The 12413-nt window shown below is 69.2% G+C and carries 11 protein-coding genes; 6 read left to right on the top strand and 5 right to left on the bottom strand.

Features of this window, described 5'->3' with window-relative positions; translation table 11 throughout:
- Position 1 precedes the first annotated feature (1 nt).
- Positions 2-517 (top strand): RDD family protein, encoded by a 516-nt coding sequence (locus QRD43_RS09665; RefSeq protein WP_285982269.1) that lies wholly within the window; start codon positions 2-4, stop codon positions 515-517.
- Entirely contained in the window at positions 514-891 is a 378-nt protein-coding gene (locus QRD43_RS09660) for a diacylglycerol kinase (protein WP_285982268.1), read from the top strand. The genes QRD43_RS09665 and QRD43_RS09660 overlap by 4 nt, the downstream gene beginning before the upstream one ends.
- A gap of 64 nt (positions 892-955) precedes the next feature.
- Here QRD43_RS09660 and QRD43_RS09655 read toward each other — a convergent pair whose 3' ends face one another.
- Positions 956-1294, bottom strand: coding sequence for a P-II family nitrogen regulator (locus tag QRD43_RS09655; RefSeq protein WP_183104780.1), 339 nt, complete (start codon positions 1292-1294; stop codon positions 956-958).
- 54 nt (positions 1295-1348) lie between these two features.
- Positions 1349-3391, bottom strand: a complete 2043-nt coding sequence (locus tag QRD43_RS09650; protein WP_434063849.1) for an NAD(+) synthase — start codon at positions 3389-3391, stop codon at positions 1349-1351.
- 88 nt (positions 3392-3479) lie between these two features.
- Here QRD43_RS09650 and QRD43_RS09645 point away from each other — a divergent pair, with 88 nt between their 5' ends.
- Positions 3480-4664, top strand: coding sequence for a GNAT family N-acetyltransferase (locus tag QRD43_RS09645; protein ID WP_285982266.1), 1185 nt, complete (start codon positions 3480-3482; stop codon positions 4662-4664).
- Positions 4665-4745: 81 nt separating this feature from the next.
- Here the strand turns inward: QRD43_RS09645 and ppa are convergent, their stop codons facing one another.
- Positions 4746-5285, bottom strand: coding sequence for an inorganic diphosphatase (ppa, locus tag QRD43_RS09640; protein WP_285982265.1), 540 nt, complete (start codon positions 5283-5285; stop codon positions 4746-4748).
- A gap of 270 nt (positions 5286-5555) precedes the next feature.
- Between ppa and QRD43_RS09635 the strand changes: the two genes are divergently transcribed.
- From QRD43_RS09635 to QRD43_RS09625, 3 genes are all read left to right on the top strand, one after another.
- Positions 5556-7775, top strand: a complete 2220-nt coding sequence (locus tag QRD43_RS09635) for a sodium-translocating pyrophosphatase (protein WP_285982264.1) — start codon at positions 5556-5558, stop codon at positions 7773-7775.
- Between the two features lie 173 nt (positions 7776-7948).
- Complete coding sequence (locus QRD43_RS09630) at positions 7949-8800, top strand: J domain-containing protein (RefSeq protein WP_285982263.1); 852 nt, start codon at positions 7949-7951, stop codon at positions 8798-8800.
- A gap of 165 nt (positions 8801-8965) precedes the next feature.
- Positions 8966-9430 carry a hypothetical protein gene (locus QRD43_RS09625; RefSeq protein ID WP_285982262.1) on the top strand — a complete coding sequence of 155 codons (465 nt, stop codon included), beginning with the start codon at positions 8966-8968 and terminating at the stop codon, positions 9428-9430.
- Between the two features lie 126 nt (positions 9431-9556).
- On the opposite strand, the gene QRD43_RS09620 is transcribed toward QRD43_RS09625, so the two are convergent.
- Entirely contained in the window at positions 9557-11167 is a 1611-nt protein-coding gene (locus tag QRD43_RS09620) for a nitrite reductase (protein WP_285982261.1), read from the bottom strand.
- Positions 11164-12411 (bottom strand): heme d1 biosynthesis radical SAM protein NirJ, encoded by a 1248-nt coding sequence (nirJ, locus tag QRD43_RS09615; RefSeq protein WP_285982260.1) that lies wholly within the window; start codon positions 12409-12411, stop codon positions 11164-11166. The genes QRD43_RS09620 and nirJ overlap by 4 nt, the downstream gene beginning before the upstream one ends.
- Positions 12412-12413: the final 2 nt, after the last annotated feature.

Raw genomic sequence — 12413 nt, 5'->3', positions numbered from 1 at the left:
CATGGACGTGCCGACCCCGCAGCAGGCGCCCAGCCTGTGGCGCCGCATGGCGTCGTTCCTCTATGAAGGTGTCGTCCTCTTCGGCGTCGTCTTCATTTCCGGCTACCTCTTCAGTGCGTTGACGCAGCAGCGCAGCGCCCTCGAGGGCAAGGGCGGCCTGCAGGCCTTCGAGTTCGTGGTCCTCGGCATCTATTTCGTCTGGTTCTGGACCCATGGCGGCCAGACCGTGGCCATGAAGTCCTGGCATCTGCGCATCGTCGACGAGGCCGGCGCCCCGATCGGCCAATGGCGCGCCCTCGCCCGCTACCTGCTGGCCTGGCTGTGGTTCCTGCCGGCGCTGGTGTCGGTCGAGCTCGCCGGCCTGCACAGTGGCGGTGCCATCTTCGGTGCGCTGATGACCGGCGTGGCGGCCTATGTGCTGCTCGCCCGCCTGCACCCGTCCCGCCAGTTCCTGCACGACGTGCTGTGCCGGACGCAGGTGGTGACGCAGCGGCCCGCGCTGCGCAAGAAGCCATGAGCAACCCCCACAAGGGCCGCACCGGCCTCGACCGCATCCGGCATGCCGCGGGCTACTCCTGGGCCGGGCTGCGTGCGGCCTACACCGGCGAGAGCGCCTTCCGCCAGGAAGTCTGGCTGTGCGTGGTCGCGGTGCCGCTGGCCCTGTGGCTCGGGCAGGGCTGGGTGGAGACCGCGCTGCTGCTGGGCTCGCTGCTGCTGGTGCTCATCGTGGAACTGCTGAACTCGGGCATCGAGGCCGCCATCGACCGCGTGGGTTTCGAGCTGCACGAGCTCTCCAAGCGGGCCAAGGACCTCGCCAGCGCCGCCGTGCTGCTGTCCCTCCTGCTGTGCGCCGGGGTGTGGGGCGCCGCGGCCTGGCATCGCCTCTTCTGAACCCGTGACGCCCAAAGACCAAGGGCGCCTCGAGAGGCGCCCTTGTGCTTGCCGGGTCTGACGATCAGACCGCGGCTTCGTCTTCCTCGCCGGTGCGGATGCGGATGACCTGCTCCACCGGCGTCACGAAGATCTTGCCGTCACCGATCTTGCCGGTCTTGGCCGCCTTCAGGATGGCCTCGATGCAGCGCTCGACGTCGTCGTCCTTGACCACCACCTCGACCTTCACCTTCGGCAGGAAGTCCACCACGTATTCCGCACCGCGGTAGAGCTCCGTGTGGCCCTTCTGGCGACCGAAACCCTTCACCTCGGTGACGGTCAGACCGGACGCGCCCACCTCGGCCAGCGCCTCGCGGACCTCGTCCAGCTTGAAGGGTTTGATGATGGCGGTGATCTGTTTCATCGGGGACTCCAAAGCGGATTGATTAAGCCTGTTGCCCCGATTTAAGCATGGAACTCAGGCCGGAATGCGCAGCAGGTCGGCCAGCCAGACGCTCGCTTCACCGTCGCTCGGGGCCCGCCAGTCGCCCCGCGGCGAGAGCGATCCACCACTGCCCACCTTGGGAGCGTTGGGCACGCAGCTGCGCTTGAACTGGCTGCCCTGGAAGAAGCGTTTCACGAAGATGCCGAGTACCCTCTTGATTTCGGCAAGCTCGTATTCGTTGCGCTTCACGTGCTCGCCGTCCGGCCAGTCGCCCTGGGTACGGTCGCCCCAGGCCTGCAGCGCCAGGAAGGCGATCTTGGACGGCGCGAAGCCGTGGCGCAGGGTGTAGAAGAGGTTGAAGTCCTGCAGCTCGTAGGGCCCGATATGGCTCTCGGTGCTCTGCAGCACCTGGCCCGGCACCAGCTCCGGGCTGATCTCCGTGGCCAGGATGTCCAGCAGGACATCACGCCCGCTGTCGTGGCCCAGCTGGTCGGTCTCCGCCACCCAGCGCACGAGGTACTGGATCAGCGTCTTGGGCACGCTCGCATTCACGTTGTAGTGGGACATGTGGTCGCCCACGCCATAGGTGCACCAGCCCAGCGCCAGCTCGCTGAGGTCACCGGTGCCCAGCACGAGGGCGCCCAGGTGGTTGGCCAGGCGGAACAGGTGGCTCGTGCGCTCGCCCGCCTGGACGTTCTCGAAGGTGACGTCGTAGACCGACTCCCCCGCCGCATACGGGTGGCCGAGGTCCTGCAGCATCTGCGTGCAGCTGGGTCGGATGTCGATCTCGCGCGCTTCGCAGCCGATGGCCTGCATGAGCCGCCAGGCCTGGTCGCGCGTGCGGGTGCTGGTGGCGAAGCCGGGCATCGTCACGCCGATGATCTGCTGGCGCGGCAGGCCCAGCTGGTCCATGGCGCGGGCCGCGACGAGCAGCGCATGGGTCGAATCCAGGCCGCCCGACACCCCCAGCACCAGCTTGCGGATGCCGCTCGATTCGAGCCGCTGCACCAGCGCCTGCACCTGGATGCTGAAGACCTCCTGGCAGCGCTCGTCGCGGCGGCTGCGGTCCGCGGGCACGTAGGGGAAGCGGTCCACCCGGCGGCGCAGGCCGAGTGCCTGCTCACGCGGCGGGGCGAGCTCCAGCCCCACCCGGCGGAAGTCCCGCAGCTGGGGCGCGTGCCGGCGCACCGAGGCGCCGAAGCTGGTCTGGCGCATGCGTTCGCGCGCCAGGCGCTCGAGGTCCACGTCCGCGAAGATCAGCTGCGAGCCGCGGTGGTAGCGGCGCGACTCCGCCAGCAGCTCGCCGTTCTCGCTGATGAGCGCCTGGCCGTCCCAGGCGAGATCCGTGCTGGACTCGCCCGCGCCGGCCGAGGTGTAGACATAGGCCGCCAGGCAGCGCGCGGCCTGCTGCGAGACCAGCTGGCGGCGGTAGGCCGCCTTGCCCACGGTCACGTTGGAGGCCGACAGGTTCACGAGCACCGTCGCGCCGGCCAGCGCCGCGAAGCTCGACGGCGGGATCGGCGTCCAGACGTCCTCGCAGATCTCCGCATGGATCACCAGCCCCGGCACGTCCTGCGCTTCCACGAGCACGTCGCTGCCCACCGGCACGCGCTGGCCCAGCAGCTCCATCTCGCGGGACAGCAGCTCCTCGGCGGCATTGAACTGGCGGGCCTCGTAGAACTCGGCGTAGTTCGGCAGGTAGGTCTTGGGCCAGACGGCCAGCAGGCGGCCGCGGTGCAGGGCCACGGCACAGTTGAAGAGCCGGTGCTCGATGCGCAGCGGCAGCCCCACGATGGCGATGGGCGTCAGGCCCGCCGACAGCGCCAGCAGCTCGGCGAGCGCCTCCTCGCAGCCGTCCAGCAGGGCCCGCTGATGGAAGAGGTCGTCGCAGCTGTAGGCCGACAGGCCCAGCTCGGGAAACGCCACCAGGGCCGCACCGGCGTCATGGGCCTGCTGCATCAGGGCGCCGGTCTGCACGGCATTGAAGGCCGGATCGGCGATGCGGCACTGCGGGACCCCCACGGCGATGCGCGCCAGCTGGTGGTTGTAGAGATTGTGGAATTCCATGGCCTGCATCCTGCCACCATTTGCCCTGGCCGTTGAGCGCGGGGCAAATCCCTGCGCGCCCGCGGCTGACGCCCCTCGCCCTAAGATCGCGGCCACCATGCCCGACTGCCTGCCCCTCGAGGTCCGGATCGACGACGATCCCGCCCGCCTGCCCGCCGATGCCTGGAACGCCCTGCTGGCGGCCAGCCCGCAGCCGACGCCTTTCATGCGGCACGAGTACCTCCAGGCCCTGCACGACTCGGGCTCGGCCGTCCCGGCGCGGGGCTGGACGCCTCGCTACCTGAGCCTGTGGGACGGCGCGGCGCTCGTGGCCGCGTGTCCGGCCTACCTCAAGGACCATTCCTACGGCGAGTACGTGTTCGACTGGGCCTGGGCGGATGCCTATGCCCGCCACGGCCTGGCCTACTACCCCAAGCTGCTGGTGGCCGTGCCCTTCACGCCCGTGCCCGGCAGCCGGCTCCTCGCGCGCGATGCCGCCACCCGCACGGCGCTGATCCAGGCCTTGCAAGGGCATGCGCAGGCGCAGGCGCTCTCCTCCGCCCATGTGCTCTTTCCCACGGCCGAGGAGCAGCACGCGCTGCTCGATGCCGGCTGGCTGGCCCGCAGCGGCGTGCAGTTCCACTGGGAGGCCGAGGCCGAGCCGCCCGCCAGCTTCGAGGCCTTTCTCGCCAGCCTGCAGCGGGACAAGCGCAAGAAGATCCAGCAGGAGCAGCGCCGCGTGCGCGAGGCCGGCGTCCGCTACCGGGTGCGCCTGGGCGACGAGATCGGCGAGGAGGACTGGGACTTCTTCCACCGCTGCTACCGCCAGACCTACGCCGAGCACCGCAGCACGCCCTACCTGAGCCGCGATTTCTTCCGCCGCATGGCCGGCACGATGGCGCGCCACTGGCTGCTCTTCATCGCCGAGGTCGACGGCCAGCCCGCCGCCTGCTCCCTCATCGCGCTGGACCCGGACCGGCGCGCAGCCTACGGGCGCTACTGGGGCAGCCTCGTCGACATCTCCTGCCTGCACTTCGACGCCTGCTACTACCAGCCCCTGGCCTGGTGCATGGCGCACGGCTACCGGCGCTTCGAAGGAGGCGCGCAGGGCGAGCACAAGCTCGCGCGGGGTCTGCTGCCGGTCGGGACGCAGTCCGCCCACTGGCTGGCCCATCCCGACTTCCGCGACGCCGTGGCCGACTACCTCGCCCGCGAAGGCCCGGCCATCGCCGGCTATGCCGAGGACCTGCGGGCGCATCAGCCCTTCCGGCGCGGCACGGCCCCGGATCCCGGCTCGCCATGAAAAACGCCGCCGGGGCGGGGCCGCGGCGGCGTCGATGCGATCACGAGCGCCCGCGAGGGGTCAGCTCTTGCCTCGCAGGGCTTACTTCTGCTGGGCCTTGGCGTAGTTGTCGATGCCGGCCTGCACTTCGGCCTTGGCGGCCTCCGGGCCTTGCCAGCCCTTCACCTTGACCCACTTGCCGGGCTCGAGGTCCTTGTAGTGCTCGAAGAAGTGCTGGATCGAGTTCAGACGCATCGGGTTGACGTCCTCGGGCGAGTGCCAGCGGTCGTACAGGGGCAGGATCTTGGTCGTCGGGACGGCCAGCAGCTTGGCGTCGCCGCCCGCCTCGTCGTCCATCATCAGCACGCCGATGGGGCGGCAGGTCACCACGACGCCCGGGGTCAGCGGGAAGGGCGTCACCACCAGCACGTCCACCGGGTCGCCGTCGTCGGACAGGGTCTGGGGAATGTAGCCGTAGTTGCACGGGTAGTGCATGGCGGTGGTCATGAAACGGTCCACGAACAGGGCACCGGTTTCCTTGTCGACCTCGTACTTGATCGGGTCGGCGTTCATCGGGATCTCGATGATCACGTTGAATTGCTCAGGCGCCTTGGGGCCGGGGGTCACGTTGTGCAGGCTCATGGTCTTGTCTTTAGTCAACGAAAGGGGTCCGCGCGCAGGTCACGGGGAAACCCGGATTCTACCGGCGCCCCTGATCTCAGCCTGACACAGGCATCCCGGCTGCCTGGAGTCGGGCGTCAAGGCTTTTCTCGCAACCACTGGTAAACGATCAATCTTTCGGCACTTCCACTCGCATAGCATGCCCCGGCGGACCTGTGGAACAGCGGGCTGGACTGACGTTGAGAAGCAGGCTCTTTTTCAAACGGCAGAGACAACGAAGGAGACATGTTCATGTCGACGAGTGTGGCGCTGTATTTCGCGCTGGCCTGCGGCCTGGCCGCGGTCATCTATGGTTTCATTCAACGCAGCTGGATCCTGAGCCAGGACGCCGGCAATGCCCGGATGCAGGAGATCGCCGCGGCGATCCAGCAGGGCGCCGCGGCCTACCTGGGCCGCCAGTACCGCACGATCGCGGTGGTGGGCGTGGTGCTGGCCATCGCCATCGCCGTGGTCCCCGGCCTCGGCCTGCAGACGGCCGCGGGCTTCGTCCTCGGCGCGGTGCTCTCGGGCATCTGCGGCTTCATCGGCATGAACATCTCCGTGCGTGCCAACGTGCGCACCGCGCAGGCCGCCACCAAGGGCATGGGCCCGGCCCTGAACGTCGCCTTCAAGGGCGGCGCCATCACCGGCATGCTGGTCGTGGGCCTGGGCCTGATCGGCGTGGGCGGCTTCTACTACGCCATCACCGGCGGCACCGGCGCCACGAGCGAGGCGCTCAAGCCCATGCTCGGCCTGGCCTTCGGCTCCTCGCTGATCTCCATCTTCGCGCGCCTGGGCGGCGGCATCTTCACCAAGGGCGCTGACGTCGGCGCCGACCTGGTGGGCAAGGTCGAGGCCGGCATCCCCGAGGACGACCCGCGCAACCCGGCCGTGATCGCCGACAACGTGGGCGACAACGTCGGCGACTGCGCCGGCATGGCGGCCGACCTCTTCGAGACCTATGCCGTGACCCTGATCGCCGCCATGGCGCTGGGCGCGCTGATGGTGTCGGGCCCTGCGGCCCACGCCGGCGTGATCTACCCGCTGGCCCTGGGCGGCGTGTCCATCATCGCCTCCATCATCGGCTGCGGCTTCGTCAAGGCCAGCGAGGGCATGAAGAACGTGATGCCCGCGCTGTACAAGGGCCTGATCGTGGCCGGCGTGCTGAGCCTGATCGCCTTCTTCTTCGTCACCCGGGCCATGTTCCCCGGCGAGGTCGAACTCGCCGGCGGCCTCAAGACCGACGCCATGGGCCTCTTCGGCGCCTGCGCCGTGGGCCTGGTGCTGACGGCGGCCATGGTCTGGATCACCGAGTACTACACCGGCACGCAGTACGCCCCCGTGCGGCACGTCGCGCAGGCCTCGACCACCGGCCACGGCACGAACATCATCGCGGGTCTGGGCGTGTCGATGAAGTCCACCGGCTGGCCGGTGATCTTCGTCTGTGCGGCCATCTACACGGCCTTCCACCTGGCGGGGCTCTACGGCATCGCCGTGGCGGCGACCTCCATGCTGTCGATGGCCGGCATCATCGTGGCCCTCGACGCCTACGGTCCCATCACCGACAACGCCGGCGGCATCGCCGAGATGAGCGACCTGCCCGACAGCGTGCGCGACATCACCGACCCGCTGGACGCCGTGGGCAACACGACCAAGGCCGTGACCAAGGGCTACGCCATCGGCTCCGCCGGCCTGGCCGCCCTGGTGCTGTTCGCCGACTACACGCACGCCCTGGAAGCGCGCGGCATGCACCTGAGCTTCGACCTGTCCGACCACAAGGTGATCCTCGGCCTCTTCATCGGCGGCCTGATCCCCTACCTCTTCGGTGCGATGGCCATGGAAGCCGTCGGCCGCGCCGCCGGCTCGGTGGTGGTGGAGGTGCGCCGGCAGTTCAAGGAGATCCCCGGCATCATGGAAGGCACGGCGAAGCCCGACTACAGCGCGGCCGTGGACATGCTGACCTCGGCGGCCATCAAGGAAATGATCGTGCCGTCGCTGCTGCCGGTGATCGCCCCGATCGTGGTGGGCATGACGCTGGGCCCGGCCGCCCTGGGCGGTGTGCTGATGGGCACCATCGTGACCGGCCTCTTCGTGGGCATCTCCATGTGCACCGGCGGCGGCGCCTGGGACAACGCCAAGAAACTGATCGAGGAAGGGTTCACCGACGACAAGGGCGTCGTGCACCGCAAGGGCTCCGAGGCACACAAGGCGGCCGTCACGGGCGACACCGTGGGTGATCCCTACAAGGACACCGCCGGCCCGGCCGTGAACCCCTTGATCAAGATCATCAACATCGTGGCCCTGCTGATCGTGCCGCTGCTGCCCATGACGCCGGGCACGGCCAAGCCGATGGAAGCCGCCCCGGCGGCCGCCATGGCCCCGGCGCCTGCCGCCTCCGAGCCCGCAGCCCTGGCGTCCGCGCCGGACGTGGCGGCCTCCGCGGCAGACATGGCATCGGGCGCCAAGCCCTGACCGTCCTGGGCTGGCAAGGCCTGGCCCCGCCCGCGGGACCAGGTTTACCCGAATCCAGGCAAAAGAGCTCGCCTCGGCGAGCTCTTTTTCATTGGCGGGCACCGCGATCGGGCCACAATAGCGATCCATATGTTCGTGAGTAGTGACACCTGACGCCCCCGCCCTGTTCTGCCATGCGCCACCCGGTCCTCACTCGCCATGAATTCGAACGCCGCCAGCAGCAGCTGGCGGACCTGCAGCGCTATGTCGCCGAGCAGGAGCAGAGTTTCCACTTCCTGCACACCTCGCTGCAGGCCTTCGTGGACCGCTACATCGACCTGCTGGGCCCGCTGTACCTCGAACTGGACGCGCTGGAGTCGCAGCTGCATACGGCCAGCGTCTACCTGGCCGAGGCCCTGCGCCGCAACGGCCTGGCGGCCCCGCTGCCCACCCCGCCGCGCGCCACCGCCCTGCCCCGGGTTCCCCGCCTGCCGGAGGCCGCCCCGCTGCCGCAGCAGCCCGCGGGCGATGGCGTGGTGGAGGTCGAGCCGCCCTCGCTGAAGCAGCTGTACCGCCGGGCCGCCATGCGCCTGCACCCGGACCTCGCCCCCAACGAGCTGCTGCGCCGCCGGCGCGAGCAGGCCATGATGGAGGCCAACCAGGCCTATGCCGAGGGCAACCGCTTCCTGCTGGAGCGCCTGCTGCTGGAGGCCGGCGAGGATCCGCTCAAGGTGACCGGCAGCAACGGCGACGCCGTGCTCGAATGGCTGCGCCGCAGCGAGCTGGCCGTCCAGGGCCGCCTGCGGGTCGTGCAGGCCCATCTCGTCGCGCTGCAGGCCCATCCCATGCACCAGCTGATGCAGGCCATCGAGGGCGCCGAAGGCCGCGGCCTCGCTCCCTTCGAGGTCATGCAGAGCCGCCTGCGCACGCAGATCAGCCAGCGCCGCCAGGAGCTCTACATCGGCCAGCGCCTGCAGCCGGAGTCCGAGCTCGCGGTGGCCTTCCTCGCTCAGCGCGTGGAGCGCCTGGGCGCTTCGGCCTGCTGACCTCAACGAAAGTCCGGGGGCAAAGCCACCGCACTGGCACCACGGACTTCACCGTTGCCTTGCAAAGCGCCCATTGGCTGGATGTCCATGGCCACAGCTCCGCACCTGTGACGGCACGCATTGAAAGCAATCCTCATGCGACGTGTTCGCCCCTTCAGCCTGCTCATGACACTGCTGCTCGCCCCCATCTGTGGAATGGCAGACGGAAAGCCCGCAGGCCCGCCCAGCCGCTTCCTCTTCTCGGTCAGTCACATGGGGACGAGCAATGAGCTGCAAATTGTCGGCGGGCGCCTGAAGTGCACGCGCCATGACCGCGGCTCGACTACTCGCCCCAAGATGCGCCAGCCGACCCCCGAAGATTGGCGTCGTCTCAGACAGGTCCTGGACGATGCCAATGTATGGCGCTGGCGCCCGTCATATTCGCCGCAGGGCGTCGAGGTGATGGATGGCCAGTTGTGGCGGCTTGAGGTTCGCTATGCCGATGCCGCCGTCACCTCCCGCGGTTACGCGGAGTACCCAGCCGTCGACGGGAGCCTGGCTGCGGGTCCAGAAAAGCCCAGCGTCTGGTTCCCCCTGCGCAAGGCCTTGGTTGAGCTGGCGCCCGGCTGCCTGGACTGGCGTCCGTCCTGAAGCGCCGGCGACGTTCCGGTTCGCCATCAGCGGGGCACGGACAGAGCAAAGTCCGGCGGGCCCAGCCTGCGTAGCTCGGATCGCCCGCATGCAAGACTGCCAGCCGTCTCCCCTCGCTCCCACCGATCAATGCGAGGTCCCCTCCTCGCGGCTGATCTTGTTCCAGACGTTGTACTTGCCCACCGGCTTGCTCATGGGCAGGCGCTTGAGCTCCTTGAAGGTCCGGGCGTCGTACACGATCAGCGCGCCGTCCATCTCCCACAGGCTGGCCAGCACGTAGCGGCCGTCCTTGGTGAACTCGACATGGGCCAGGGTCTTGCCCGGCTCGCGCACCTGCGCCACGACCTCCAGGCGCTGCTTGTCGATGATGCTCAGCGTGTCCTTGGCCGTGGGGCTCATCATCGAGTCCGTCCACGCATAGGGGCTCTGGGCGTGGCTGCGCATGAAGAAGCCCGGGCCCGGCGTGACGATCTCCTGGACCAGCTGCCAGCTCTTGAGGTCGACCACGCTGATGCGCCCATCCTTCAGGTTCGGGCTGGCCAGCAGACGCCGACCGTCGCGCGTGAAGCTGATGCCCGAACCCAGGTGCGGCAGCCCCGGGATGGGCAGCTCGGCGATCTTCTTGCGCACGTCGAGATTGACCACCTGCCCCAGGCTGCCACCGCCCTCGCGCGGGCGCGCGGAGCCCAGCACATGGGCATAGCTGTCATCGAAGAAGAAGTCGTCCAGCGGCTCCGCCAGCAGCGTGCGGCGGATGTGCTGGTAGCCCGGCGTGGGCAGCGATTCGCCCATCTTGTAGTCATGCACATAGCCCTCGTGGATGGGCTCGGCCTTGGGGTCGTAGCTGATCTCCCAGAGCTCGGGCAGGTCCTTGAGCGCCACGACGAAGCTCTTGCGGGGCGTGGCGTCGTACACCGCCGACACCCGCGAGCTCTGCGCGCCGTCGCGGCTCTGCGCCGCATAGCTGCGCACGAGCTTCAGGTCGGCATCGAACAGCACCGCGTTGCGCGGCAGGTAGTTCGCCGCCATCACCCAGCGCCCATCGGCACTGACGGCCACATTGCGCATGTTGAGCCCGGCGCGCACCTCGGCCACCATCTTCAGGTTCCAGAGGTCGTACTTGCTGATCCAGCCGTCGCGCGAGCCGAAGAACACATAGCGGCCATCGGGCGTGAACTTCGGCCCCCCGTGCAAGGCATAGCGGCTCGCGAAGCGATGCAGCACCTCGAAGCGGTCGCCGTCGACCAGGCTCACGTGGTGATCCCCGCCCTCCACCACCACGAACAGGTTCATGGGGTCGGCCTTCCACTGCGGCTTGGCGGGCCAGCGGGCGCTGTCTGGGTCGATGCTGCGGGAGGCCTCGATGTCGGCGTCCGTCCAGCGGGGCAGCACGGGCGGCGGCGCGTACACAAAGGCCTGCAGCGCCTGGATCTCGGCCTCGCTCAGCTGCGCGCCGAAGGCCGGCATCTGCGTGGCGGCACGGCCGTTGCGGATCACCGCCAGCGCCTCGGGCTTGCGCAGGCGCTCCAGGCTTTCCGGCAGCAGCGCCGGACCCATGCCGCCGGTGCGCTCGGCGCCATGGCAGCTGACGCAGTGCTGCTGGTAGAGCGCTGCGGCTGACAGCGGTGCAGACGGCGGACGCGGGGCGTCCTCGGCCGCACGGGCGTAGTCGAGGCCCACCATCACGAGGCCGGCCGCCAGCAGCAGCTTGCAGAGGGACTTGATGCGTTCGTTCATGCGGACAGCACCTCGATGATGCGGCGCTTGCCGCTGAAGGGCGTGAGCTCGACGCGCGCCAGCCGGCCCGCCGCCTCGGGCGAGAGGCCGATCTCGTCGTCGTCCAGGTAGCAGCCCGGGTCCTCGGCCCAGTAGTCGCCGGTGAGCTGGTGGGCGCGGACCCGCGTGTTGCCGCCGCACAGGGCGAAGTGCTGGCATTCGGCGCAGCGGCCCTTCACGGGGCGGGGATGGCTCTTGAGGCCGGCCATCAGCGGGTCGCTGCGGTCGCTCCAGATCTCGGAGAAGGGCCGCTGGCGCACGTTGCCAAGGGGGTGGTGGCCCCACATGGTGTCGGGATGGACCTCGCCCTGGCTGTCGATATTGGCCACGCCGACGCCCGAGGCATTGCCGCCCCAGGCCACGAGGCGCGCGCGCAGCGCGGCCTGCCATTGCGGCCAGCGCCGGCCCGCCCAGGCCAGCAGGTAGGCGGCGTCGGCGTCGTTGTTGCCCGTCACGTAGTCGCGTGTGCTGCCGGCCTCGGCATCGGCCCAGGCGGTCTCGAAGAGCAGGTCCAGGGCCTGGCGTGTGGCCTGGAAATGGGCATCGCGACCGCGGTGGATGTTGCCCCGGCCGGCGTAGTTCAGGTGCGAGAAGTAGAACTTGTCCACGCCCTCGTCCTTCATCAGCTGCAGCAGGAAGGGGAAGTCCTGGCCGTTGAGGTCGGTGAAGGTGTAGCGCAGGCCCGTCTTGACGCCGCGCTCGTGCAGCAGGCGGATGCCGGCCATGGACTCGTCATAGGCCCCGACCTTGCGACGGAAGCGATCGTGGGTGTCGCGGCTGCCGTCGATGCTGACGCCCACGTAGTCGAAGTGCTGGGCCGCGATGCGGTCCGCCATCGCGGCGTCGATCATCGTGCCGTTGCTGGAGAGCGCCGTGTAGAAGCCCTGCGCCTGCGCCCGGCTGGCGATCTCGAAGAGCTGCGGGTGCAGCAGGGGCTCGCCGCCCGAGAGGATCAGCACCGGCACGCCGTAGGCCCGCAGGTCGTCCATCACGGTGCAGATCTCGTCGTAGGCCAGTTCGCCGGGGTAGTGGTGATCCGCGGACAGCGCGTAGCAGTGCTTGCAGGTCAGGTTGCAGCGCCGGGTGAGGTTCCAGATGACGACGGGTCGCGTCTCGCCGCCGGCGCCCAGGCGCCGCGCCGCCGGGTAGACCCCGTCGCGCTCGGCCTGGGCGATCTCGCGCAGGTAGTGGCTGATGCGGAGCATGC

Source organism: Roseateles subflavus (assembly GCF_030285365.1).
GTDB classification, from domain to species: domain Bacteria; phylum Pseudomonadota; class Gammaproteobacteria; order Burkholderiales; family Burkholderiaceae_C; genus Roseateles_B; species Roseateles_B subflavus.
Note: the sequence above shows the minus strand (reverse complement) of the source record. Positions and strands in the feature narration are given on the sequence as shown.